A 24,917-nucleotide genomic window follows, 5' to 3' on the forward strand; every position below is an offset into this window, starting at 1 on the left:
ACAAACCAAGGCCAGGAATACCCTAGGCATTGATGCGCCAAACGGCTGCTGCACGTTTTAATCACTATAATTAAAAGAGCGTTTGACGCTTTCCATGTAAGGCTTTTGAAAGATTTTCATTCCAGCTACCGCCGTTTGCCACCGCAAGCTGCTGCGGTTTTGCAAAAGCTGGACAGCCGGGTTCGGTTTCCTAGAATCCGGCATGTCAGCCTTATCGTTTTCATAAAGAGGTAACACCATGGTGCAAGTCTCCAGACGCCAGTTCATGCAAGTGACTGGCTCCAGTCTGGCAGCCTCCAGCCTGGCGGTACTGGGTTTCTCACCCAGCACGGCCTTGGCGGAAGTACGCCAGTTCAAACTTACCGCAGCGACGGTCACGCGCCAGACCTGCACATACTGTTCGGTGGGCTGCGGCATTCTGATGTACGCCCACAGCGACGGCGTGCGCAATGCCAAGCTGGGCATCATGCACGTCGAAGGCGACCCCGACCACCCGGTCAATCGCGGCACGCTGTGCCCCAAGGGCGCTTCGCTGATGGACTTCGTCAACAGCCCCAACCGCCTGAAGTTCCCCGAGTACCGCGCCCCCGGCTCCAGCGAGTGGAAGCGCATGGGCTGGGACGAGGCGCTCGACCGCATCGCCCGCCTGCTCAAGGACGACCGCGACGCCAACTTCGAGGAGCAGAACGCGGCCGGCCAGACGGTGAACCGATGGCTCTCCACCGGCATGCTGGCCGCCTCGGCCTCCAGCAACGAAGCCGGCTACATCACGCACAAGGTGGCCCGCTCCTGGGGCCTGCTGGCGCTCGACAACCAAGCACGTGTCTGACACGGCCCGACGGTGGCAGGTCTTGCCCCGACGTTTGGCCGTGGAGCCATGACAAACCATTGGGTGGACATCAAGAACGCTGATGTCATCCTCATCATGGGCGGCAATGCCGCTGAAGCCCACCCCTGCGGCTTCAAATGGGTGACCGAGGCCAAAGAGCACAACGGCGCCTACTTCATGGTGGTCGATCCGCGCTTCAACCGCTCCGCATCGGTAGCCGATTTCTACGCCCCCATCCGTTCGGGGTCGGACATCGTGTTCCTGGGCGGCATGATCAATTACCTGCTCACGCACGACAAAATCCACCACGAGTATGTGAAGAACTACACGGACTTCAGCTTCATCGTGCGCGAGGACTTTGCGTTCGACGAGGGCATCTTCTCGGGCTACAACCCGGAAACCCGCACCTACGACAAATCCACCTGGGACTACGAACTGGGCGAGGACGGCTTCGTCAAGGTCGACCCGACGTTGCAGCACCCGCGCTGCGTGTACCAGTGGCTCAAGCGCCACTACGCCGGCTACACCCCCGAGAAGGTAGAAAGCATCTGCGGCACGCCCAAGGAAAAATTCCTGCACGTCTGCGAGAAGTTCGCCTCCACCGCCCAGGCCGGGCGCGTGGCCACCATCATGTACGCCCTGGGCTGGACGCAGCACACCACGGGGGCGCAGATGCTGCGTGCCGGTGCGCTGGTGCAGCTGCTGTGCGGCAACATCGGCGTGGCGGGCGGCGGCATGAACGCGCTGCGCGGGCACTCCAACATCCAGGGGCTGACCGACCTGGGCATTCTCTCGGCCTCGCTGCCCGGCTACCTGACCCTGGCCAACGAGAAAGAGCAGGACTACCAGCAGTACATCGCCACGCGCACGCCCAAGCCGCTGCGCCCCGGCCAGATGAACTACTGGGCCAACTACCCCAAGTTCCACGTCAGCCTGATGAAGGCGTGGTGGGGGCCGGCCGCCACGGCGGAGAACGACTGGGCATTCAACTACCTGCCCAAGCTCGACCAGTCCTACGACATGCTCAAGGTCTTCGACCTGATGAACCAGGGCAAGGTCAATGGCTACATCGCCCAGGGCTTCAACCCGCTGGCGTCGCTGGCCAACTCCAACAACGTGCGCGAAGGGCTGAAGAAGCTCAAGTTCCTCGTCGTCATGGACCCGCTGGTCACGGAAACGTCCGAGTTCTGGAAGAACCACGGCGAGTACAACGACGTGGATTCGGCCAGCATCCAGACCGAGGTGTTCCGCCTGCCGACCACCTGCTTTGCCGAGGAAGATGGCGCCATCGTCAGCTCCTCGCGCGTGCTGCAATGGCACTGGAAGGCGGCCGACGCCCCGGGCGAGGCGCTGACCGACATCAACATCATGTCGGCCCTGCACCTGCGCATGAAGAAGCTCTACGAGAAGGAAGGCGGCAAGTTCCCCGACCCCATCGCCAACCTGTACTGGCCCTATGCCCAGGCCGCGCACCCCAGCAGCGAGGAAATCGCCAAGGAGTACAACGGCCGCGCCCTGGTCGATCTGACCGATGCAGACGGCAAGGTCATCCGCAAGGCGGGCGAGCAACTGGCCGGCTTTGCCGAGATGCGGGCCGACGGCACCACCCTGGGCGGCTGCTGGATCTGGGCAGGCTGCTGGACTTCGTCGGGCAACCAGATGGCCCGGCGCGACAACAGCGACCCGACCGGCGTGGGCAACACCCTGAACTGGGCCTGGGCCTGGCCGGCGAACCGCCGCGTGCTGTACAACCGCGCCTCGTGCGACCGCCAGGGCAAGCCGTTCGACCCCGACCGCGTGCTGGTGCAGTGGAACGGCAGCCGCTGGGTGGGCGCCGACGTGCCGGACATGGGCCCGACGATGGACCCCGAAACGGTGAACCCCTTCATCATGAACCCGGAGGGCGTGGCCCGCTTCTTCTCCCGCAAGGGCATGAACGAAGGGCCGTTCCCGACCCACTACGAGGCTTTCGACAACCCGCTGGGCTACAACCCGATGTACCCGGAAAACAAGCTGGCCGTCATCAGCCCGGCAGCGCGGATTCTGGAGTCCACCAAGGGCACGGCGGGCGACCCGAAGGAGTTCCCGCACGTGGGCACCAGCTACCGCCTGACCGAACACTTCCACTACTGGACCAAGCACGTGCATCTGAACAACATCGTGCAGCCGGAGCAGTTCGTGGAAATCGGCGAGGCGCTGGCCCAGGAGCTGGGCATCGAAACCGGCCAGCAGATCAAGGTCAGCTCCAAGCGCGGCTTTGTCAAGGCAGCGGCGGTCGTGACCAAGCGCATGAAACCGATGCAGATCGACGGCAAGACCATCCACCACGTGGGCGTGCCCATCCACTGGGGCTTTGCTTCCCAGGGGCGCAAGGGGCACATGGCCAACAACCTGACGGCGTCCGTGGGCGATGGCAACAGCTTCACCCCCGAAACCAAGACCTTCCTCGTGAAGGTCGAGAAGGTGTAAAGGAGTAAAGAACCATGTCTTCGACCATGTCTTTAGATATCAAGCGCCGCTCGGCCACCACCACCCCCGCGCCCAGTGCGCGGGGGGCGTACGGGGGCGAGGTCGCCAAACTGATCGACGTCTCCAAGTGCATCGGCTGCAAGGCCTGCCAGACCGCCTGCATGGAGTGGAACGATCTGCGCGACGACATCGGCACCCTGGCTGCGGGCGTCTACGACAACCCGACCGATCTGACCGATCAGTCGTGGACCGTGATGCGCTTTGCCGAGTACGAGAACGAGGCCACCGGCAACCTGGAATGGCTCATCCGCAAGGATGGCTGCATGCACTGCGAAGACCCGGGGTGCCTGAAAGCCTGCCCCTCGCCCGGCGCCATCGTGCAGTACGCCAACGGCATCGTGGACTTCCAGCAGGACCAGTGCATCGGCTGCGGCTACTGCGTGACGGGCTGCCCGTTCAACGTGCCGCGCATCTCCAAAAAGGACAACAAGGCGTACAAATGCACCCTGTGTTCCGACCGCGTGGCCGTGGGGCGCGAGCCGGCCTGCGTCAAGACCTGTCCGACCGGGGCCATCATGTTCGGCACCAAGGAGGCCATGCACAGCCAGGCGGAACGGCGCATCGGCGACCTGCAGAACCGGGGTTACGCCAACGCCGGTCTGTACGACCCGCAGGGCGTGGGCGGCACGCACGTCATGTACGTGCTGCACCATGCGGACAAGCCCTCGCTCTACAAAGGCCTGCCCGACGATCCCCGGATCAGCCCGATGGTGGCCCTGTGGAAAGGCGTGGCCAAGCCCCTGGCCATGGCCGCCCTGGGCGCTGCCGCCGTGGGCAGCCTGTTCCACTACATCACCAAGGGCCCCAACGAGGTATCGAAGGAGCTGGAGGATGAAATGGAGCGCAAAGACCAGGAAGCTGCTGAAAAGGAGGCCCAGCCATGATTCGCAACCCGCGTGATTTGGTGCGCTACAACGCATCGGAACGGGCCAACCACTGGATGGTGGGCATCTGCTTCATCCTGCTGGCGCTGTCGGGCCTGGCGTTTTTCCACCCGGCCTTCTACCCCTTGACCATGCTGTTTGGCGGCGGCCCCTGGACGCGCATCCTGCACCCCTACATCGGGGTAGTGATGGCGCTGTGCTTTGTGGTGATGGCGCTGCGCTTTGCCAAGCTCAACGTCATGGAGCCGCGCGACTACGAATGGTTGAAAAACGTCAATCAGATGATCGACGGCGACGACCACAACATGCCCGAGCAAGGCAAGTACAACGGCGGCCAGAAACTGCTGTTCTGGGGTCTGGTGATCGGCATGATCGCCATCAGCGCCAGCGGCGTGGTCATGTGGCGTGCCTGGTGGACGCCGCCGGTCGATGCCGTGCGCCTGGCCTCGGTCGTCCACGCCGTGGCGGCGGTGTGGATGATCGGCCTCATCGTCATGCACGTCTATGCCGCCATTTGGACGCGCGGCACCATCCGCGCCATGATGTACGGCACCGTCACCCGCGCCTGGGCCAAACAGCACCACCGGGGCTGGTACCGCAAGGTCACGGGCGACAATGACTGAGCATAGAATCAGCCTCTAGCGCTGATGCAACAACCGCCGACAGCTCTTTAAATCGGAGCATGTCGGCGGTCTTTATTTTGAGGAAGACGTTTTATGTCACGACGCATCCTGCAACCCGGCGAGATCGAGGCGCTGGACAACACCACCTTCCCGCGCGTGCTGCCGCCGCAGATCGGCAGCCTGTTCGTCGAACGCGCCGCCCGCCTGCGCCAGCTGGCCGCCGGCAACCCGATTGCCGATTACCTGGAATTTGCCGCCCACATCGTCAGCGCCCAGCACGCCGCCGCCAAGGCGCTGCCTGCGCCCGAGGTCGATCGCAGCGCGATGGAACGCGCCCAGGCGCACGGCATGCCGCTGTTCCCGGCGGCAGAGCAGCTGGAAACCGGCCTGCTCGACTGGCAGCCGGTGCTGGAACACATCCTGGACACCCTGGGCAGCCACACCAGCGGCCTGCCCGCCGCCCTGCAACCCTTGCTGACCGAACTGCGCCAGCTGCCCGGCGAGGAGCGCGACACCATTGCCCGGCAGTTGCTGAACAAAGACCTGGCCGCCCGCTACATCGGCATGGCCCCCTTCGTCATGGCCGCGCTGCAAGTGCGCCTGACGCAACGGGCCGCCACCCTGCGCGAGGCCGACATGCCGCAGATGCAGCCGGCCACCGTCTGCCCCGTGTGCGCCAGCGAACCGGTGGCCAGCACCATCCGCATCGGCGGGCAGGCCAGCGGCCACCGCTACCTACACTGCGGCGGCTGCGGCACCGACTGGCACATGGTGCGCGTCAAATGCTCGCACTGCGAAAGCACCAAGGGCGTCCACTACCAGATCATCGAAGGCGTCAAGGACGTTGTCACGGCAGAAACCTGCGATGAATGCGGCACCTACCGCAAAATCGTCAACCAGGAAAAAGACCCGCTGGCCGAACCGCTGGCCGACGACCTGGCCAGCCTGATGCTGGATTTGCTGATGAGCGAAACGCCCTTCCAACGCGCCAGCGCCAACCCGCTGCTCTACGTGGCCGTGGCCGTGGCCGAGGAACAGGACGCGACGGCAGGGACGGACGACGGCCTGATCGACCCCTTCCCCAGCCACTGATTCCAGCCGCTCCACCGCACAACCATCCGCACTCCCTCCGCGCCATGACCACCCCGCCCCGCATCCCCTCCGCCGATGCCCTGCTGCGCGACGCCGCCCTGGCCCCGCTGCTGGCCGACTATGGCCGCAGCAGCGCCACGGCAGCGCTGCGCCAAGTCCTGGATGCGCTGCGTGCGCAGCTTCGCGCCGGCACCCTGCAAGCCGCGCCCACCGCCCCCGCCGCCATCGCCACCCAGGTGCAGCAGGCGCTGGCCCGCAGCCACGCGCCGCGCCTGAAACCCGTGTTCAACCTGACCGGCACCGTGCTGCACACCAACCTGGGCCGCGCCCTGCTGCCGCCCGAAGTGGTCGCCAGCGTGGCCCAGGCGCTGACCTGCCCGATGAACCTGGAATACGACCTGGAGGACGGCGGGCGCGGCGACCGCGACGACCTCGTCACCGGCCTGATCTGCCAGCTCACCGGCGCCGAGGCGGCCACCATCGTGAACAACAACGCCGCCGCCGTGCTGCTCGCCCTGGGCGCCCTGGCCGCCGGGGGCGAAGTGGTCGTCTCGCGCGGGGAGCTGGTCGAGATCGGCGGCGCCTTCCGCATCCCGGACATCATGGCCCAGGCCGGCTGCCGCCTGGTGGAAGTGGGCACCACCAACCGCACCCACGCCTACGACTACGAGCGGGCCATCGGCGAACACACCGCCCTGCTCATGAAGGTGCATACCAGCAACTACGCCATCCAGGGCTTTACCCGCAGCGTGCAGGACGCCGACGTGGCCGCCCTGGCCCACGCCGCCCGCCTGCCGATGGTGGTGGACCTGGGCAGCGGCACCCTGGTCGACATGGCCGACTGGGGCCTGCCGCCGGAAGTGACCGTGGCGCAGACCATCGCCAGCGGGGCCGACGTGGTGACCTTCAGCGGCGACAAGCTGCTGGGCGGGCCGCAGGCGGGCATCATCGTCGGCCGCAAGGACTTGATCGCCCGCATCAAGCGCCACCCCTTGAAGCGTGCGCTGCGCGTGGGCAAGCTCACCCTGGCCGCGCTGGAAGCCACGCTGCGCCTGTACCAGCACCCGGAAACCCTGGCCCAGCGCCTGACCACGCTGCGCCTGTTCACCCGCCCGGCCAGCGCCATGCAGGCCCAGGCCGAAGCGCTGGCCCCGCTGCTGCAAACCGCCCTGGGCGCCGACTGGCACATCGCCCCCAGCCCCATGGCCAGCCAGATCGGCAGCGGCGCCCTGCCCGTGGACAGCCTGGACAGCTTCGGCCTGGTGCTGCGCCCGCAGGCCAAAACCGCCAGCGTCGCCCAGTTGCAGGAACGCCTGCGCCGCCTGCCGCGCCCCATCATCGGCCGCGCCCAGGACGGGGCGCTGTGGCTGGACCTGCGCTGCCTGGAAGCCGCCGAGCAGCCCGCATTCACGGAACAGCTGGCTTTATTGAAAGCATAAAAAATATAGCTTCTTCCGCTTTCAATATATGGTTTTCAGATAATTTAAATGCTGAAACATAGTATTTTCAAGCGGAAGAAGCTATAAATTTCACCCCCCAACCCTTGCTGACCTGAAAACATGATCATCGGCACCGCCGGGCACATCGACCACGGCAAGACCACCCTGGTGCGGGCGCTGACCGGCACCAACACCGACCGGCTCAAGCAGGAGCAGGAACGCGGCATTAGCATCGAGCTGGGCTACGCCTACCTGCCGCTGCCCGATGGACAGGTGCTGGGCATCATCGACGTGCCCGGCCACGAAAAATTCATCCCCACCATGGCCGCCGGGGCCGTCGGCATCGACCACGCCCTGCTGGTCGTCGCGGCGGACGACGGCGTCATGCCGCAGACGCTGGAGCATGTGCAAATCCTGCAACTGCTGGGCATCCGCAGCGCCAGCGTCGCCATCACCAAGGCCGACTGCGTACCGCCCGAACGCATCGCCGAGGTGCAGGACGAAGTGGCCGCCATCCTCGGCGTCACCGCCATGGCCGGCGCCCCGCTGTTCCCCACCGCCGCCGCCCGGCCCGACGACCCCGGCACCTATGCCCTGCGCCAGCACCTGATGCAACTGGCCCAGCACTGCGCCGCCCGCAGCAGCAGCGGGCTGTTCCGCCTGGCGGTGGACCGCGCCTTCAGCCTGACCGGGCAGGGCACCATCGTTACCGGCACCGTCTTTGGCGGGCAGGTCGGCGTGGGCGACAGCCTGACCCATTCGGGCACCGGGCGCAGCGTGCGCGTGCGCAGCCTGCACGCGCAAAACCGCGCCAGCCCCACCGGCAGCGCAGGCCAGCGCGTGGCCCTGAACCTGGCCGGCATCGACACCGGCGACATCGCCCGGGGCGACTGGCTGGCCCAGCCCCAATTGCTGGCCGCCAGCACCCGCCTGGACGTGCGCCTGCACTGGCTGGCGGAAAACACCCCGCTGACCGGCTGGACGGCCGTCCACCTGCACCTGGGCACCCGGCACTGCACCGGCCACGTCCTGCCCCTGAGCGACGGCCCCCTGCTGCCCGGCCACGAAGGCTACGCCCAGCTGGTGCTGGACGCCCCGGCCTACGCCCTGCCGGGCGACCGCGTGATCGTGCGCAACGCCCAGGCCAGCCGCACCCTGGCCGGGGCCATGGTGCTGGACCCCGACGCCCCCGCCCGCAAACGCCGCAGCGCCCAGCGCCAGGCCGCGTGGCAGGCGCTGGAACACTGGCTGGCCGTGGGCGACACCGCCCCCCTGCTGGCCCAGGCCCGCTTTGGCCTGCCCCTGTCGCAACTGCAACGCCTGTGCGGCCACCGCCAGCCGCCCGTACCGGGCGATTTGCAGCGCATCCCCCTGCCCCAGGGCGACACCCTGCTGCTGCACCCGGACATCTGGCAGGCCCTGCAAGACCAGTTGCTGACGGCACTGGAACAATTCCACCAGCAGCAGCCCGACGAACCCGGGGCGCACAACGCCCGCCTGCAACGCATGGTCTGGCCCGGCGCGGCCCACACCGCCAGCCAGCACCAGGCGCTGTGGCAAGCCCTGGCGGCCCAGCTCATCGCCAGCGGCCAGTTGCAGGCCGAAGGCGCCTGGCTGCGCCTGCCCAGCCACCGCGTGCAGCTCACCGACCAGGAAACCGCCCTGGCCGAATCGCTGCTGCCGCGCATCGCCGCAGGCCGCTTCGATCCGCCCTGGGTGCGCGATCTGGCCCAGGATGCCGGACAAAAGGAAGAACTGGTGCGCCAGTTGCTGCGCAAGCTGGCCCGCCAGGGGCTGGTGTTCCAGGTCGTCAAAGACCTGTTCTACGCCCGGCAGCACATGGATGCCCTGGCCGCCCTGATCGCCGAACTGGCCACGCAGCATGCCCAGGGCCAGGTCGTCGCCCGGCAGTTTCGCGACGCCACCGGCCTGGGCCGCAAACGCGCCATCCAGATCATGGAATGCTTCAACCGCCTGGGCCTGACCCGCCGCGTCGGCGACGCCCACGTCCTGCGCCCCGGCGCCCAATGGCATGGGCAGGATGCCGGGCGCTAGCCACTACAATCGCCGCTGCCCTCAGGGCGTGTTTACGATCTAGGAAGGCAACCACGCCCGGTGGCGTGGCCGGGCTTCAAACCCGGTAGGGGGTGTCAGCCACTCCCAGGTAGGTTCGACTCCTGCTGCCTTCCGCCACTTCAAGGTTTTTTAAGATTCATTTAAGCCCCGAAAGGGGCTTTTTTCATTCTGTACGCCTCCCCTTTTTGGATTTTTAACGGTTATTTACGAGCAACTAATATCAACAGTTATTGGCCTATAGGATGGCCTATAGGAATGGGTTGATGGCAAAGATTGCAAAAGAACTGACCGCAATGGCAGTTTCAAAACTCAAAGGTGAAGGGGCCTATGCTGTTGGAGGCGTGCCTGGGCTGCAACTGCAGATCCTCGGAGCGTCAAGAGCATGGGTGCTGCGCTTTGTGCTCCACGACAAGCGCCGCCGCATGGGATTGGGCAGCTATCCAGCCGTTTCCTTGGCCGAGGCTAGAGATCGAGCAAGGCTGGCCCGCAGCCTGATTCGCAGCGGCATCGACCCCATCGACCAGCGCACCAGTAACAAAGAGACGATCGTGGCTGCTGCAGCCAAATCTTTGACTTTCGCCAAGGCTGCCGAAAAATTCATCGCTGCGCATGAAGACAGCTGGAGCAATGCCAAGCACCGCCTGCAGTGGGTGAGTACCATTGGCACCTACGCCAACCCCATCATTGGCCAACTGCCCGTGGCGGCGATCGAACAGCGGCACATATTGCAGATCCTCGACCCGATCTGGCGATCAAAAACCGAGACCGCTTCACGCCTACGTGGACGTATTGAGCAGGTACTCAACTGGGCAAAGGTGCAAGGCCTGTGCGAAGGACCCAACCCTGCCCGCTGGCGTGATCATCTGGATCTGCTGCTGCCAGCTCCAGAAAAAGTCTCCCCGGTAAAACACCTGGCTGCCGTGCCTTTGGCAGAAGCCAAGCTGATGTGGCAACTTATTTGTGGCACCAGCGGCATGGGAGCGCAAGCTCTGCAACTGCAGATCCTGACAGCAGGCCGATCAGGCGAGGCACGTGGTGCCAAATGGAGCGAGTTGGATCTAGACAGCGCGGTGTGGGTGATTCCCAAAGAACGCATGAAGGCTAAGCGTGAGCACCGCATCCCCCTACCTCGCCAAGCTGTAGAGCTGCTGCGCAAGCAGCCACGAATTGTTGGTGCTGAGTTGGTGTTCCCTTCAAGCCGCAATACACCACTTTCAGATATGACCCTGACGGCGGTCATGCGCCGGTTAAAGCGTACGGAAGTCCCACATGGCTGGCGTTCGACCTTCCGCGATTGGGTAGGCGACTGCACAGACTATCCCAGCGAACTGGCAGAGATCGCCCTGGCCCACTCCGTGGGCAGCAAAGTTGAGCAGGCCTATCGGCGTGGCGACATGCTGGAGAAGCGCCGCCCTCTGATGCAAGAGTGGGCCGATTTTTTGACGCAAACCCCGTGATTATTTTGATCTCACACATGCGTGTGCGTGCATGCGTGCCCAGTGCCCATTCAGACACTTCCTAAAATGCTGGGGAGGGTTCGGGAAAAGTGTAATCTTTGTAATCAGCGACAGAAATAGATTGCAAGCTATTGATTTATAAATATTTATTGCCAGACACGAACTGTAATTTTTTTGTAATCTCAATGTAATTAATTACAGTCTTCAGGAGTAATCCAGAGGAAAATCAAAGACCAAATAAATCAATAAGTTATCGATTAAGCGTAATTTTGATTACACCGAATTACAGTTCTATGTAACCTAAAAAAACTAGGCTTCATGCGGGTTTCGAGACTGTTTCTGGATGTGATTACAGAAATTACACTTTTCCCGAACCCATTCCGTCAACGGCCTCGAAATTGGTCGATCGTGACTGGGTGGACCGCACTTGATGCGGCTGCATTTTCCGTCTTTTCCCGTCTATGGATAAGGAGCGCCAGCCAGCCGCAAAGGCCCAGCCACGTTGTTTTTGCTCGTAGTCGGCAGTGCCGTCGAAATCGGGACACGAAGCGGGCGGGCGAGGCGGGGTCTCGAGCGCCCGCTGGGGGGTAAAACCGCTCGGATTTATTGAGAGTCAGACAGGGAAGCATCTCGGAGGTCAGTAGGCAAGCAACAAAAAAGCCCCGCATTGCGGGGCTGTTCACATCCAGCGGCCTGTGCTGGCTATTTCAGCGGCTGAGTCTGCGGCTCATCGACACCAGGCAGGCGGTAGGTATCAAAGCGGCATACCTCTTCGCCGGCAAAGTCATTGATGGTGCTGGCCAGGTGCGTTTGCAGAGGCTGGATCTCGTTGCGGGCAAACACCCTGGCGGCATTGACTACGTTGCCAAAGGCGGTGCCACTGGATGGCACCACGGCAATCAGCTCGGGCGGCACGCGGTGGGCGGCCAGCTGGTCGTCGCGGCTGACGTTTTTGATGTTCAGGAACTCATCCTTGGCCGTGGCCTCGCCAATCGGGATCAGCTTGATGCCGTCTTTTTCACCCTTCGGGCTATGAAAAAACAGGTTACGAAAATTGCCAATGCCCTTGCTACTCTTGAGAGCGGCCCGCAAACCATCCACATCTTTTTGATTGGGTGTCGGGTCGGTCAGGTAGAGGATGAAGCCTGCGTGGCTGCCGTTGGTGTAGTACCGGCGGCGAAATAGCGTGGCTGATTCATTGAGCAGGCTGGCCTGCAGACTGGCCAGGTACTGCGGCACGCCGTACACCTCCTGGTCCACGTCCGGTTCCATGATGTGGCAGATGCTGCCCTTGCGGAAGGTGTGTACCTCGCTGTAGCGCGGCATAAAGCCAAAGGTCTCCAGGTCTGCATGGCGGCGCGTGTACTTCGCTAGACTGTGTTTGAACTCCATCCCAGCACCCAGCCGGTTGCGCGGCTCCTCCAGGTAGGCATTGCCAAACACCAGGTACTCCTTGGCCACCTTCAAAAGGGTGGAGCGGCTCAAGCGGAGGTGCGGTCGAAAGGTGCTGGCCAAAATCTTGGCCTTCAAATCGATCGCGCTGGCATGGTGTACCCCTGCACGCAACATGCGGGTCAGGCCATCCACACTGACGGGCATCTCGTACCACTGGCCATCGATCAAGTTGCTTTCAAAATAGTCGAAGATCTCGCGCCGATCCAGCACCGCCTCCGGCTCTCCAAAGGTAAAGGCCTCCACCGCCTGCGGCTCTTCCACCGTTGCCATATTCGTCATTTAGTAAAACTCCAAAGTCACGCCACTGCCGACCTCGCCGCCCACAGCGGCGGCCTCCAGCGGCTCGTTATCCAAAGCATTCATGCAGGCCCAGGCCAGGTCGGCATGGCCCGCCTCTTCGCTGCGGCCGCTGGCATAGGTCACGCTGCGCCCGCTGGACGTCATCTCGCGCTTGATGGCCATAAAGCTGCGCTGCAAATCCAGATCTCCCGCATCAAATTCCAGGCGCCCGGCACGGATCACGCTCTGCGCCTTCAGCACCAGGCGCGTCTTCACATCAATGCTGAACTGCAGCCCCCGCACACCAGGAAAAAACTTCTGCACGATCTGGAACACTCCTTGGCCCAGACCTGTGGTGTCGATCGTGATGTGCTCGACAAAATACTTTTGCGTCAGCTGGCGAATCTGCTCGGCCTGCTCCTCAAAATCCGCCCCCTTGAACTGCATCCGCTCCAGCACCCGAAACTTGCCGCCCGCCTGCTCTGGCGGAGCCAATACCACCAGCCCCGCCGCATCCCCCGTGTGGCTGGGGTCATAGCCAATCCAGACCCGCTTATAGGCAAATGGCCGCAGGGCAAACGGCTTGAAGTCATCAGCCCAGGCCTCCCAGCTGTCCACATGGCAGCGCATCAGCTCGGTCAGGGGAAAGACTGAAAAGCTCTCATCCACAAACCCGCACATCAGCAGGTTGTCCCATTCTTCGTCGCTGTACTCAAAGCGCAGCTCGTCCAGGTCAAACAGGTCGCAGCCACCCGCGGCCGCATCCAGCACCGTCACGATCTGGCGCCAGATCTTGTCCTCCCCGGTAAATCCGCCGGCCAGCCGGTCATGGCTCAAGTCCAGCTCAATGCGGTCCGCCTTGCTGCGCTTGCGGTTAATACGGTTGCCGCTCCAAAAGGCATAGGCCTGGTGCTGCAAACTCGATGGCGTGCTGAAGTACGTCTTGCGCCACTTCTTGTGCATCGCCATGCCGCTGGCCACCTTGTTGAGCTGGTCGAAAGACTGGGTCCAAAAGAACTCGTCAAAGTAAAAATTGCCGTGGTAGCCCTGCGCCGTGCGGGCATTGGTGCCCAAAAAATACAGCGTCGCCCCGTTGGGCAGCACGATCGGGTCACCCTTCAGGTCAATGCCCAGCACCTCCTTCACAAAGGCCAGGATATAGCCACGGAAAATGTGCGCCTGCGCCTTGCTGGCCGACAAAAAAATCTGATTGCGCCCCGTCTCCAGCGCATCAATCAAGGCCTCGCGGGCAAAGTACCAGGTCGCCCCGATCTGGCGACTTTTCAAAATCGCGCGGGTGCGCTGCTGGCTGTTTTGCCACCACGTCAGCTGGTACTTGAACAGGCTGTCGATGAAGGCGGACTTGAGCTTTTCCAGCCCCGCATCGCCGCCCAGCTGGTTGCTGCGCTCTGGCTGGCGCTTGGGCCCCGCATTGCGAGCATTGATGTTGGGATTAAGGTCGCTTTCCTTGCCGCTCTCGCTGTACTTGTGCACCCGGGCCAGGCGCTCCAGCTGGCGGCCCAGCAGGTCAATCTCCTTGAAATCCCCGCCCGTTTTGCTGTCCTTGTTGATCAAGGTACACAGCCGCATCTCCAGCGAGCCCTCCACCCGGTCCACCGGCTTGGCCTTGTCCCATGCATCCGCCGCCTTCCACTCATGCACCGTGGTGCGCGGCACATCAATGTGCTCGGCAATATGCGTCACCCGCCACCCCATCCAGTACAGGGCGCGGGCCTTGCGGCGTTTGTCCTGGGCCGGACCCGTCAAAGCGTGCAGATGCGCAACCGCATCGGCATCGGCTGGCGTAGCAAGAAAAGGGGAATCAATCACCATCCCCGGCAGTTTGGACAGGCATTTGCGCCCGCGCACCTGCGCCCACGTGTAGCAGGCGGCCCTACACGGCAAAGCGTTTGCTGCCCACCCCAGGGCGGCAGACCATACAGGCACCCGCTGCAAAGCGCCTGCCAACAACCCTCAAGCCAACATGCCGCAATCCCAAAAAACCAAATGGTTCCGCGTCGCCACTGAAGGCGCCACCACCGATGGCCGAGCCATCCAGCGCAGCTGGATCGAGCAAATGGCCAAAAACTTCAACCCCGCCAAGTACGGCGCCCGCGTCTGGATCGAGCACATGCGCGGCCTGCTGCCTGACAGCGCCTTTGCCGCCCAGGGCGACGTCCTGGCCGTCAAAGCGCAAACGGTCGAAGACGGCAAGCTGGCCCTGTACGCCCAAATCCAACCCCTGGAGAGCTTGCTGGCCATGAACAAAGCCGGGCAAAAGCTCTACACCTCCATCGAGGTCGACCCCAACTTTGCCGACACCGGCCAAGCCTACCTGGTCGGCCTGGCCGTGACCGACAGCCCCGCCAGCCTGGGCACCGAACTGCTCACCTTTGCCCAGCAAAACCCGGGGGCGAACCCTTTGGCGGGCCGCAAACTCAGTAAAGACAACCTCTTCACCGCCTCCATCGAGTTTTCTCTGGAGCTGGAAGACGCCCCGGCCCCCGCCACTGCCAGCCCCCTAAGCGCCGCACTGGAAAAATTCAACACCCTGCTGGCCAAAGCCATGGGCCATGACTCCACCCCTCCAGCCCCGACAGCCCCCCTACACCGCCCACCCGGCCCGGCTCAGACAGACTTCACCGCCGCCTTGGTCGCCACCCAGGCCATCGTCCAGGCCTTCAGCCAGCAGCAAGCCCAAGACAGCCAGGCTCTGGCCGCCCTGCAACAACAGCTCAACCAGCTGCAGGCCCAGCACCAGGGCCTGGTCACCCAGCTCAGCGCCCAGCCGCAAGACCCCCAGCGCCCAACCGCCGCCGGCGGCAACGGCCAAGAGCTGGCCGAGTTCTAAGGCCAGACCCCGCCGGCCCCCGAATCACTTACCCCAAGGAAAACACCCTATGCGTAACGACACCCGCGCGGTCTACCGCGGCTACCTCTCGCAAATCGCCAGCCTTTGCTCCATCGCGGTTGATGACGTGAGCAAAAAATTCAACGTCACCCCCTCGGTGCAGCAATCACTGGAAACCAAGCTGCAGCAGTCCAGCAAATTCCTCAGCATGATCAACATCATTGGGGTGGATGAGCAAGTGGGCGACGCCATTGGCCTTACCGTCTCTGGCACCATCGCCGGGCGCACCGACACCAGTGGCAACGGCCGGCGCCAAGGCCGCGATGTCACCGGCCTGGTCAAAAACGAATACACCTGCAAGCAGACGGACTACGACACCTACATCCCCTACGCCAAGCTCGATGCCTGGGCTAAATTCAAAGACTTCCAAAAGCGCATCAGCCAAGTCATCGTCGATCGCTGCGCTCTGGACCGCATCATGATCGGCTGGAACGGCCAAAGCGCCGAGGCCACCACCAACCGCACCACCTACCCGCTGCTGCAGGACGTGAACATCGGCTGGCTGACCAAAATCAAAACCCACGCCGCTGAGCGCGTACTGTCTGGCGGTGCCGTGGCCGACCAATTGAGCTTTGGCAGCGACGCCGAGGCCGACTACAAAAACCTCGATGCCCTGGTCTACGACGCCCGCAACACCCTGATTGCCGAGCAGTACCGGGAAGACCCGGGTCTGGTAGCCATCGTCGGCAGCGACCTGATGCACGACAAACTCTTCCCCCTGGTCTCTGACAACGACGCCCCGACCGAAAAACTCGCCGCCGACATCGTCATCAGCCAAAAACGCCTCGGGGGCCTACAGGCCGTGGTCGTGCCCTACTTCCCGGCCGGTAAAGTGCTTATCACCCGCCTGGACAACCTGTCCATCTACTATCAAAACGGCGCCCGCCGCCGCTCCATCATCGAGCGCCCCGAGCGCAACGGCGTTGAAACCTTCGAATCCTCGAACGACGCCTTCGTGGTCGAAGACTACGACCTGGTCGCCCTCGTGGAAAACATCACCGAGCTGACCGCCCCCTGACCGCCATGGCCAAAACCCCCGCCCAACGCCACATGGCCCGCGTGCTGGCCCAGCAAGAAGCCCAGCGTGCTGCCGCTGCCGACCCCTTCGGGGGAACTGGCGGCGGCCAGCACCAACTCATGCTGGCCCAACTGCACGCGCACATGCGCCAGTTCAAAGACATCCAGTCCACCGAGAAAAAGATCGAAGCCAAGCGCAAGCTCCTGCCCGAATACCTGGAATACCTAGAAGGCGTGCTGGCCGCCAATGCCGGTGTACAAGACCCCGTCATCACCACCTTGCTGGTCTGGCTGCTGGACGTGGGGGACTACCCGCTCGCGCTGGACGTGGCCGCCTACTGCCTGCGCCATCAACTGCAGCTGCCCGACCGCTTCAACCGCAACGTGCCCACGCTGCTGCTCGATGAAGTCAGCGATGCCGCCCTCAAAGGCCAACTGCAGGGCACTGACGCCCTGGCCGTACTGGCCCAGGTCGACCAGCTCACGCACGGCCTGGACGCCCACGACCAGGCCCGCGCCAAGCTGCACAAAGCCATTGGCTGGGCCGCCATGGGCAAAACCCACACCCAAGACCTCAATGCCGACGAAATCAAACAACTGCAGCTGGACAAGGCGCACATCGCCCTGCAGCACCTGCAACGCGCCACCGCCTTGAACGACAAGGCCGGCGTGAAAAAAGACGTGGAGCGCCTGGAGCGCCGCTTGAAAGAGCTGCAACCAAACGCCCCCAACTAAGCGTACCCCGCACCCGGACGGCTCGGGGGCAGCGGCCCGCCAGCACCTGCTGCGCAACCGGCCAACACCCCCGACCACCGTCCCCTTGTAGAGCCCCCATGAACACCGGATTCTTTGTCACCGCCAACCCACCCACTGAAAGCCAAGAACCTATGGTCGCCAATGACGGCTGGTTCCCGGACATGCAGCCGCAGGCGGTACGCAGCGCCTGCCACCTGGATGGCACCGTCACCCCTGATCGCCTGCAGCCCGCCCTGCAAAACGCCATGCTCACCGTCAATGCCGAGCTGCAAGACTGGGTCGATGAGCAGCGCAGCCGCTGGGGCTACACCCAACTGGGCGATGTGCCTGCCATCCAGGTCGGCGGCGAAAGCGCCAAGCTGCTGCACTACCGCCGTGCAGTGCATGCCGCCCTGCAGGCCGACCTGGTGCAAACCTATCGCGGCATGGCCGCCATTGCCACGGGCAACAAGCTGGACCGCAGCAGTGACGACCTGCAGCAAACCGCCGGCGACTACCTGCGCCAGCTGCGCAACGCCATTGCAGACATTCGCGGCAGTGCCCGCTGCACCGTGGAGCTTTTGTAAAGCCATGACCACCCAAGTGCGCACCCACCAAGGCGAAACCGTCGATGCCCTGTGCTGGCGTCACTACGGCCACACCCTGGGTGCCGTGGAAACCGTGCTGCAAGCCAACCCCGGCCTAGCCAGCCACGGCCTGGTCCTGCCCCAAGGCATCCTGGTGCACATGCCCCTGCTGCCCGCACCCGCCCCCAAAACCACCGTATCGCTATGGGACTAGCCATGAGCAAACACGACCTGATCCAAACCACCGCCATCGAAGCCGCCAAAGGCACCCCGCCCATCGTCGTTGCCGCCACTGCCCAGTCGCAAAGCTGGTCCAGCGCCGACACCATCACCTTGCTCACCATCACCTACCTGGCGCTGCAAATTCTGTGGTTGCTGTGGCGGTGGTGGAAAGCCCATAAAACCGGGCAACAAGTGCTATGAAAAAATACTTTCCCCACCTGGGCGGCACCCTCGTTTTGGGCAGCGCTGCTTTGCTCGGCTTTTTAGGCCAATGGGAAGGGGTGGGGCAGCATGTGGTCTACGCTGACCGCCTGGCCGCAGGCCTGCCCACCGTCTGCAAAGGCCTGACCCGTCACGTCACCACTACCCCCATCATCGTGGGCGAACGCTGGAGCGAGGAGAAATGCCAGCGTGAAGAGGCCGCCGCCATCGAGCGCGTGCAAACCGCCCTGGCCCAGTGCTTCAAAGTGCTGCCGCCCCAGTACGTGTTTGACGCGGCCAGCAGCCATGCCTGGAATTTTGGCCACCCCAGCACCTGCACCAGCCTGGCCATGGCCAGCTTCAACCAGGGCGACTGGGCCAAGGGCTGCCGCCGCCTGAGCATGAGCGATGCAGGCCGCCCGGTCTGGAGCTTTACCAGCCACATCAACCCCAAGACGGGGATCAAAACCTACACCTTCATCCAAGGCTTGGCCAACCGCCGCCAGGCAGAAACCAGCTTCTGCCACCAGGGGGTTGTATGAGCGAACTGCTACGCACCATCGCACTGCACCTGACTTTGCTGGCCGCCGGCGCCATGGCCGGCATGGCCTACCAATCGGCCCGCCAGGCCCAGGCCCACCAGGCCCAACTGCAAACGCAGCAAGAACAAGCCGAATACACCGCCGCCTGGCTGCGCAGCGAGCGCCTGGCCAGCGAAAGCCGCCTGCACCAGCAAATTGCCGACCTGTCGGCCCAACTCTCCGAAGCTCAAGGAAAAGCCAATGAAGACCATCAAGATTTTGTCGGCAGCCTGCGCACTGGCACTGTCAGCGTGCGCGTCCCCATCGCGCCCGCCAGCTGCCCCAGCATCGGCATGGCCCCCCCCGCAAGTGCCACCGCTGCAGCTCAAACCGCGCACGCCCAACTTGACCCAGCGGCAGCAGCAGATCTTGCCGCCATCCCCCACGAGGGCGATGCTGCCATCCGCGAGCTCAATCTCTGCATCGCCCAATACAACCAGGTAAAGGCGCAGCAAGACGCCTGGCAACACACCCTCACACAACAGGAGCTGGACCATGCGCAAACCCATTGAGCTGCGCCAGCACCTGGAGGCCGCCTTGCCCAAGGTGCGCCAAACCCCCCACAAGCTCAAGATGTTTGTGGATGGCGGCCGCATCCTCACTAGCGGCACCACCAAGCTGGCGTGGATGTACGCCTACACCCTGCAACTGCAGTTTCTGGATTGGAACGATCACCCAGACACCGTTATTGCCCCCCTGCTGATCTGGCTACGTCAGCACCAGTTTGATGTGGTGGACAACAAAGACAAAAAAGGCATCCGCTTCAATGCTGAATTTCTCGATGCCCACAACATGGATCTGATCATGGACATTGACCTGACCGAGCGGGTCCTTGGCAAGCCCCATCCCACCCAACCCGGCGCCGTGCAGTTGGAACACCTCACCGATACACCACCGCTGCACATGCCAATGCGTGAGCGCTGGGAGATCTTCATTCGTGACGAAAAAGTCGCGCAATGGGACTATCCACCCAGCGGTCACACACCAGGTGCATAACGCATGGAAGAGCTACAGCGCATCGAGCAATGGCTGGGCCCGCTGCTCAAGCACCTGCAACCCGCCGAGCAGCGCGTGCTAGCCCGCCAGTTGGCCCAGCGTGTGCGCAAGGCCAACCAAAAAACCATAGCGGCGCAGCAAGCCCCTGACGGCACGGCTTGGCAGCCACGTAAGCACCGCAGCCGTAACCGGGCAGGCACATTGCGCCAAGGCCCCATGTTTCGCAAGCTGCGCACCGCCAAGCACCTCAAGGCGCAAGGCTTTACCAATGAAGCCGTGGTGCAGTTCATGAGCCGCGCGACACGCATTGCCCGTGTCCACCATGATGGCCTGCGCGACCAAGTAGCCCCCGGTGGGGCCCAATACGACTATCCCGCCCGTCCCCTGATTGGCGTGCCCGATGCCTTGGCTGACCAGTTGGTAGACCACATCCTGCAGCAACTCAGCACCTAGGGATGGTCTGCACGAATCATCGCGCCGTGGGTATCTGCGGCCTCGGGCCGTCTGCGGCGTTGCAAATCCTCGCAATAGCACCACTATTGCTGCGGTTTGCGCCTTGCAGCCCATCCCGATCCGCAGCACCCACTTGGCTGCGTGATTCGTGCAGAGCATCCCGAGTTTTTGCCGCAATAAATGTACTTACAAAATTTATTGCACAATATAATAAATGTACTTACAATAAATCGCATGAAAATAGAATACGACGCCCAGAAAGACGCCACCAACCAGGCCAAGCATGGCGTATCGCTGGCCCTGGCAAGCGCCATCCAATGGCCGGACGTACTCTGTTTTGTCGATGATCGCGCCGACTACGGCGAAGTGCGTGAAGTTGGCTATGCCGTCATTGCACAACGCCTGTATGTCGTGGTGTTCGTGCAGCGCGGCGACACCATGCGCATCATCAGCCTGCGCAAGGCCAACAAGCGGGAGATCAAGCACTATGAACAAGCAACCCAATCGGACTAAATCGGGGCTCATCCTCCCAACGGATGCAGAGGATGCAGCCATCAACCGCGGCATTACCGCCGACCCGGACACGGTGGAGATCACCACGCAACTGGCCGCCAAGCTGCTGCCCCTGCGCCGCCGGGGCCGCCCGCCGGTGGAGCAACCCAAGGCCCCTATCACCACCCGCATTGATGCCGACGTATTGCACGCCATCAAGGACAGCGGCAAGGGCTGGCAAACCCGCCTCAATGACGTGCTGCGCGAAGCCGTGCAAAAGGGAAAATTCAAGCCCGTCGGGTAGCGCCTGCGCTATCCGGCGCCTCGTGCTGAAAAGCATGGTGATTGAAACCACCTTTGAACCAGCGGTTGCAGGCCCCACCGACAAGCGGGCTTTTACACCGCCCCCACGGTTGCGGGCGGGATGGGCATCTCCGTAAGGACTGCTGCACGGCTGGTTCCGTGTGTTTCAACATCCCGTCCACCTGCTGCGCTTGAAACCGCATTCAGCGCCGGACTAAGCCCCCGGCCCACCAACCGCCCCAGCGCGGGCTTTTTTGTTTTCACGTAGCAGGCGCGGCTACACGCGCGGGCGCTAGCCTGCCCGCGCAAGGCTGGGCACCATGCCCGCCATGACCACCACCCCTGAACACAGCCCACTTGAGCTGCACCGCCTGCTGGCCAACATGATTCGCACTGGTCGTGTGGAGCATGTGCGCGTGGGTGCGTCCGGCAACCCGGCTGCGTGCCGCGTTCGCACGGGGGATCTGCTCACCACCTGGGTGCCCTGGTTTGCCCAAGCAGCCGGTGGCAGCGCCCAAACGCGCCACTGGCGCACCCCGGCCCTGGGCGAACCCTGCCTGCTGCTGGCCCCCGGCGGCGACCTGGCCCAGGCCGTGGCCCTGCCCGGCATCTACAGCAGCGACATGCCCCAGGGCGCAACCGATGAGGATGTTGAGCGCCACGACTTCAGCGCAACCGACTTTTGGCAACACCGGCGCAGCGCGGGCACGCTGGTGTTTGATATTTCCCAGGCCATCACGCTGAACGTGGGCAGCTCCCAACTGCATATCACGCCCGGCAGCACCACGCTGACCACGCCCCAGTTCACGGTGGAAAGCCCGCAAAGCTCGTTCACCGGCAACGTGCGCATTGGTGGCGGGCTATCGGTCATCGGTGCCGGCAGCAGCGGGGGCACTTCACGCATCCAGGGCAACTTCCAGATCGAAGGCGCCAGCCTCACGCACAACGGCATCAACATCAGCGGCACCCACACCCACCCTGATGCCCACGGCGGCACCACCGGGGGGCCGCAGTAATGGACCGCACCACTGGCCGCCATATCACAGGCATGGAGCACCTGAAGCAATCCATTGCCGACATCCTGACCACCCCGCTGGGTTCGCGCCTGCAGCGGCGCACCTACGGCAGCCTGCTGCCCGGATTGATCGACCAGCCTGACAACGCCCGCACCCGGCTGCGCTGCTACGCAGCCATTGCCAGTGCGCTCATGAACTGGGAGCCACGCTTGCGCGTGACCCGTGTGGGCATGACATCGGGCGACAGGCCTGGCACAGCCACCGTGACCCTGGAAGGTGAATATCTGGGCAGCTCCGTGAGCATGGCGGTGCCACTGCGAGGTGCTGCATGAGCAATGCCCAAATTATTGACATGAGCAAACTGCCTGCCCCGCAAGTGGTGCAGGTGCCCAATTTTGAAGACATCCTGACCGCCCTGAAAGATGACCTGCTGCAAGCCATGCCGCTGCAGCTCAGGGATTCCATCAGGCAGACCTTGGCGCTGGAGTCAGAGCCGCTGACCATCTGGATGCAGCGACTGGCCTACCACCTGGTGTCTGAACGCAGTAGCCGTAACGATAGTGCGCATGCCGTCATGCTGGCGTATGCCATGCAAGGCGACCTCGATCAACTGGCCGCCTTTTATGGACTTACCCGCTTGATCATCACGCCAGCAGATCCTGATGCGAACCCGCCCGTGCAAGCCGTTATGGAACGAGATGACGATTTTCGCGCCCGCATACAACTGGCACCACAAGGCTTTAGCGTAGCTGGCCCGGTGGGCGCCTATGTCCACCACGCCAAAAGCGCAGATGGCCAGGTACTCGACGCCGCGGCCACCAGCCCTGGCCCGGGCACGGTGGTGGTGACGGTGCTATCACGTGCTGGCAGTGGCGTGCCCAATCAGCAATTGCTGAACACCGTGGCAGCCGCTGTTGGTGCGGATGATGTCCGTCCGCTTACCGATGAGGTTCTGGTGCAAGCTGCGGGCATTGTGAACTACGCCATTGAAGCCAGTCTTTACACATTGCCTGGTCCAGACTCTTCCAGCGTGATCAATGAGGCCCGTAGCAGAGCCCAGGCCTATGCCACCGCCATGCACCGCTTGGGCAGACGCCCTACGTTGTCGGGCATCTATGCAGCTTTGCACATTGAAGGCGTGGAGCGGGTGGAGCTGATGCAGCCAACGGCGGACGTGGTCGTGACGGCTACGCAAGCCAGTTGGTGCACCAGCGTCACAGTGAACCACGGAGGCATCATTGACTAAGACGCTGCTCCCCCCGAATGCATCAACACTGGATCGCGCCGTCGAAAAAGCGATGCACCAACACCTGGACAGCATTTCATTTCCGCATCGCGAACTTTGGAATCCCTCTACCTGCCCCTTGGAGTTTTTACCCTGGCTGGCATGGGCGCTGGGGGTGGAAGCCTGGCGCAGCGAATGGCCTGAAGCCATTAAACGCGCCATCGTCAAGAACGCCATTGCCGTGCAGCGCCAAAGGGGCACCGTCAAAAGCGTGCGCGACACCGTGGCAGCCTTCGGCGGAGCCATCAGCATCCGGGAATGGTGGCAGACCACCCCAAAGGGCCAACCCCACACCTTTGAGCTGGTACTCACCCTGGGCGGTCAGGATGGCAGCCAGGCCAGTGCCACCTTTGTTGAAGAAGTGATCGCCGAAGTGGCTCGCGTCAAACCCCTGCGCTCGCACTTCACCGCCATTCAGGGCCTATCGGCAGCCGCATCCACAAAGTTGGCCGCCGTCGCTCGCCCCACAACCTACGCCCGGCTGACCATGGCCGTGCAGTAACTCCCAGCGAACCCATGACAGGCATCATTTTCAAACTCACCAACGCGGGCCGTGCCGCCCTGGTCAATGCAGCGCATGACGGCACCCTGGCCCGACGCATCGTCAGCGTCGGCATCACCGCGAGCGCATTCACCCCCGCCGCAGAGCTGACCGCCATCCCCGGCGAGATCAAGCGCCTGACCACCTTCGCCGGGGACGTGGTGGCCGCAGACACCATCCACCTCACCATCCGCGACGATGGGGCCGATACCTACACCGTGCGCGGCCTGGGCCTGTACCTGGACAACGGCGTGCTGCTGGGCAGCTACAGCCAGTCCGCCGCCATCCTGGAGAAGTCCGCCGCCAGCATCTTCCTGCTGGCCACCGACCTGCGCGTTCTGGACGGCAGCGTGGACATCAGCACTTTGCAGTTTGGCGACACCAGCTTCCTCAACCCGCCTGCCACCACCCAGCGGCAAGGCGTCGTGGAGCTGTCCACCGCGGCCGAAGCCGCTGCCCTGGCCGACGACACCCGCGCCCTCACCCCCGCCAGCGTGCAACCCCTGTTTGCCGCCCGCGCCCTGGTATCGACCACCATCACCGCCGGTACCGGCCTGACCGGCGGCGGCAACCTGGGAGCAAACCGCACCCTGGCCGTGCAATTCGGCACCACTGCCAGCACCGCCGCCGCCGGCAACCACACCCACGCCGACGCCACCACAAGCGCAGCGGGCCTGATGAGCGCTACCGATAAAACAAAGCTCGACGGCATAGAGGCCGAGGCCAACAAGTACACACTGCCCAGCGCAAGTGCAACGGTGTTGGGCGGCATCAAGCTGGGCCACACCACGGTGCAGACCGTCGCTGCGGCAGCGCCCACGGCTACGGCCAGCCGCAGCTACGCCGTGCAGGTCAATGCCACCGGCCAGGCCGTAGTGAACGTGCCCTGGGTGGATACCAACACCACCTACAAC

General features: G+C 63.4%; 27 protein-coding genes and 1 tRNA gene. 25 read left to right on the forward strand and 3 right to left on the reverse strand.

All coding sequences use genetic code 11. From position 1 onward, the window contains the following. Nucleotides 1-57: 57 nt before the first annotated feature. A complete protein-coding gene (locus tag ACFO3A_RS12610) occupies nucleotides 58-267 on the reverse strand; it encodes a hypothetical protein (RefSeq protein WP_377727099.1) in 210 nt (69 codons plus the stop codon). Here ACFO3A_RS12610 and fdnG point away from each other — a divergent pair. From fdnG to ACFO3A_RS12650, 8 genes are all read left to right on the forward strand, one after another. Next, entirely contained in the window at nucleotides 239-3,298 is a 3,060-nt protein-coding gene (gene fdnG, locus ACFO3A_RS12615; RefSeq protein ID WP_377726892.1) for a formate dehydrogenase-N subunit alpha, read from the forward strand. The two genes, ACFO3A_RS12610 and fdnG, sit on opposite strands and share 29 nt — an antisense overlap. 14 nt (nucleotides 3,299-3,312) lie before the next feature. After that, a complete protein-coding gene (fdxH, locus tag ACFO3A_RS12620) occupies nucleotides 3,313-4,242 on the forward strand; it encodes a formate dehydrogenase subunit beta (protein WP_377726896.1) in 930 nt (309 codons plus the stop codon). Then, complete coding sequence (locus ACFO3A_RS12625; RefSeq protein WP_377726898.1) at nucleotides 4,239-4,865, forward strand: formate dehydrogenase subunit gamma; 627 nt, start codon at nucleotides 4,239-4,241, stop codon at nucleotides 4,863-4,865. The genes fdxH and ACFO3A_RS12625 overlap by 4 nt, the downstream gene beginning before the upstream one ends. A gap of 93 nt (nucleotides 4,866-4,958) precedes the next feature. After that, nucleotides 4,959-5,957: a formate dehydrogenase accessory protein FdhE gene (gene fdhE / locus ACFO3A_RS12630; RefSeq protein WP_377726900.1), complete on the forward strand. Its 999-nt coding sequence runs from the start codon at nucleotides 4,959-4,961 to the stop codon at nucleotides 5,955-5,957. A gap of 44 nt (nucleotides 5,958-6,001) precedes the next feature. Continuing rightward, on the forward strand, nucleotides 6,002-7,396 hold the full coding sequence (gene selA, locus ACFO3A_RS12635) for an L-seryl-tRNA(Sec) selenium transferase (RefSeq protein WP_377726902.1): 1,395 nt from the start codon (nucleotides 6,002-6,004) through the stop codon (nucleotides 7,394-7,396). Between the two features lie 120 nt (nucleotides 7,397-7,516). Then, the gene (gene selB, locus ACFO3A_RS12640) at nucleotides 7,517-9,451 is read left to right on the forward strand and encodes a selenocysteine-specific translation elongation factor (protein ID WP_377726904.1); all 1,935 of its coding nucleotides are present in this window, start codon (nucleotides 7,517-7,519) and stop codon (nucleotides 9,449-9,451) included. Nucleotides 9,452-9,493: 42 nt separating this feature from the next. Then, nucleotides 9,494-9,589 (forward strand) — tRNA-Sec (locus ACFO3A_RS12645). A gap of 146 nt (nucleotides 9,590-9,735) precedes the next feature. Continuing rightward, a complete protein-coding gene (locus ACFO3A_RS12650; protein WP_377726906.1) occupies nucleotides 9,736-10,929 on the forward strand; it encodes a tyrosine-type recombinase/integrase in 1,194 nt (397 codons plus the stop codon). Between the two features lie 702 nt (nucleotides 10,930-11,631). Here ACFO3A_RS12650 and ACFO3A_RS12655 read toward each other — a convergent pair. Further along, nucleotides 11,632-12,663 carry a phage portal protein gene (locus ACFO3A_RS12655; RefSeq protein WP_377726909.1) on the reverse strand — a complete coding sequence of 344 codons (1,032 nt, stop codon included), beginning with the start codon at nucleotides 12,661-12,663 and terminating at the stop codon, nucleotides 11,632-11,634. Beyond that, on the reverse strand, nucleotides 12,664-14,439 hold the full coding sequence (locus ACFO3A_RS12660; RefSeq protein ID WP_417286503.1) for a terminase large subunit domain-containing protein: 1,776 nt from the start codon (nucleotides 14,437-14,439) through the stop codon (nucleotides 12,664-12,666). It abuts the gene before it with no gap. Between the two features lie 208 nt (nucleotides 14,440-14,647). On the opposite strand from ACFO3A_RS12660, the gene ACFO3A_RS12665 reads away from it, so the two are divergent. The 17 genes from ACFO3A_RS12665 to ACFO3A_RS12745 all read left to right on the forward strand — a co-directional run. After that, nucleotides 14,648-15,514 carry a GPO family capsid scaffolding protein gene (locus ACFO3A_RS12665; RefSeq protein ID WP_377726915.1) on the forward strand — a complete coding sequence of 289 codons (867 nt, stop codon included), beginning with the start codon at nucleotides 14,648-14,650 and terminating at the stop codon, nucleotides 15,512-15,514. Nucleotides 15,515-15,563: 49 nt separating this feature from the next. Further along, entirely contained in the window at nucleotides 15,564-16,592 is a 1,029-nt protein-coding gene (locus ACFO3A_RS12670; RefSeq protein WP_377726918.1) for a phage major capsid protein, P2 family, read from the forward strand. A 5-nt stretch (nucleotides 16,593-16,597) separates the two neighbouring features. Then, complete coding sequence (gene gpM / locus ACFO3A_RS12675; RefSeq protein WP_377726920.1) at nucleotides 16,598-17,326, forward strand: phage terminase small subunit; 729 nt, start codon at nucleotides 16,598-16,600, stop codon at nucleotides 17,324-17,326. Nucleotides 17,327-17,478: 152 nt separating this feature from the next. Then, a complete protein-coding gene (locus ACFO3A_RS12680) occupies nucleotides 17,479-17,913 on the forward strand; it encodes a head completion/stabilization protein (protein WP_377726922.1) in 435 nt (144 codons plus the stop codon). 4 nt (nucleotides 17,914-17,917) lie between these two features. Next, on the forward strand, nucleotides 17,918-18,127 hold the full coding sequence (locus tag ACFO3A_RS12685; RefSeq protein WP_377726923.1) for a tail protein X: 210 nt from the start codon (nucleotides 17,918-17,920) through the stop codon (nucleotides 18,125-18,127). Between the two features lie 2 nt (nucleotides 18,128-18,129). Continuing rightward, nucleotides 18,130-18,336, forward strand: a complete 207-nt coding sequence (locus ACFO3A_RS12690; protein ID WP_377726925.1) for a hypothetical protein — start codon at nucleotides 18,130-18,132, stop codon at nucleotides 18,334-18,336. Continuing rightward, nucleotides 18,333-18,878 (forward strand): lysozyme, encoded by a 546-nt coding sequence (locus tag ACFO3A_RS12695; protein WP_377726928.1) that lies wholly within the window; start codon nucleotides 18,333-18,335, stop codon nucleotides 18,876-18,878. Before ACFO3A_RS12690 ends, ACFO3A_RS12695 begins: the two co-directional genes overlap by 4 nt. After that, a complete protein-coding gene (locus ACFO3A_RS12700) occupies nucleotides 18,875-19,429 on the forward strand; it encodes a hypothetical protein (protein ID WP_377726930.1) in 555 nt (184 codons plus the stop codon). Before ACFO3A_RS12695 ends, ACFO3A_RS12700 begins: the two co-directional genes overlap by 4 nt. After that, nucleotides 19,413-19,913: a phage tail protein gene (locus ACFO3A_RS12705; protein WP_377726932.1), complete on the forward strand. Its 501-nt coding sequence runs from the start codon at nucleotides 19,413-19,415 to the stop codon at nucleotides 19,911-19,913. The genes ACFO3A_RS12700 and ACFO3A_RS12705 overlap by 17 nt, the downstream gene beginning before the upstream one ends. A 3-nt stretch (nucleotides 19,914-19,916) precedes the next feature. Further along, a complete protein-coding gene (locus tag ACFO3A_RS12710) occupies nucleotides 19,917-20,366 on the forward strand; it encodes a phage virion morphogenesis protein (RefSeq protein ID WP_377726934.1) in 450 nt (149 codons plus the stop codon). 234 nt (nucleotides 20,367-20,600) lie between these two features. Beyond that, nucleotides 20,601-20,879, forward strand: coding sequence for a BrnT family toxin (locus tag ACFO3A_RS12715; protein ID WP_377726937.1), 279 nt, complete (start codon nucleotides 20,601-20,603; stop codon nucleotides 20,877-20,879). After that, the gene (locus ACFO3A_RS12720) at nucleotides 20,854-21,162 is read left to right on the forward strand and encodes a BrnA antitoxin family protein (RefSeq protein ID WP_377726940.1); all 309 of its coding nucleotides are present in this window, start codon (nucleotides 20,854-20,856) and stop codon (nucleotides 21,160-21,162) included. Before ACFO3A_RS12715 ends, ACFO3A_RS12720 begins: the two co-directional genes overlap by 26 nt. 319 nt (nucleotides 21,163-21,481) lie before the next feature. Next, the gene (locus ACFO3A_RS12725) at nucleotides 21,482-22,177 is read left to right on the forward strand and encodes a phage baseplate assembly protein V (protein WP_377726943.1); all 696 of its coding nucleotides are present in this window, start codon (nucleotides 21,482-21,484) and stop codon (nucleotides 22,175-22,177) included. Further along, nucleotides 22,177-22,509: a GPW/gp25 family protein gene (locus tag ACFO3A_RS12730; protein ID WP_377726946.1), complete on the forward strand. Its 333-nt coding sequence runs from the start codon at nucleotides 22,177-22,179 to the stop codon at nucleotides 22,507-22,509. The genes ACFO3A_RS12725 and ACFO3A_RS12730 overlap by 1 nt, the downstream gene beginning before the upstream one ends. Next, nucleotides 22,506-23,423 (forward strand): baseplate assembly protein, encoded by a 918-nt coding sequence (locus tag ACFO3A_RS12735; RefSeq protein WP_377726948.1) that lies wholly within the window; start codon nucleotides 22,506-22,508, stop codon nucleotides 23,421-23,423. Before ACFO3A_RS12730 ends, ACFO3A_RS12735 begins: the two co-directional genes overlap by 4 nt. Further along, on the forward strand, nucleotides 23,416-23,964 hold the full coding sequence (locus ACFO3A_RS12740; protein ID WP_377726951.1) for a phage tail protein I: 549 nt from the start codon (nucleotides 23,416-23,418) through the stop codon (nucleotides 23,962-23,964). The genes ACFO3A_RS12735 and ACFO3A_RS12740 overlap by 8 nt, the downstream gene beginning before the upstream one ends. A gap of 14 nt (nucleotides 23,965-23,978) precedes the next feature. Continuing rightward, a partial coding sequence (locus ACFO3A_RS12745; protein ID WP_377726956.1) for a head fiber protein occupies nucleotides 23,979-24,917 on the forward strand: 939 nt, incomplete at its 3' end.

It is taken from the genome of Comamonas nitrativorans (genome assembly GCF_042654765.1).
Lineage (GTDB): Bacteria > Pseudomonadota > Gammaproteobacteria > Burkholderiales > Burkholderiaceae_C > Comamonas > Comamonas nitrativorans.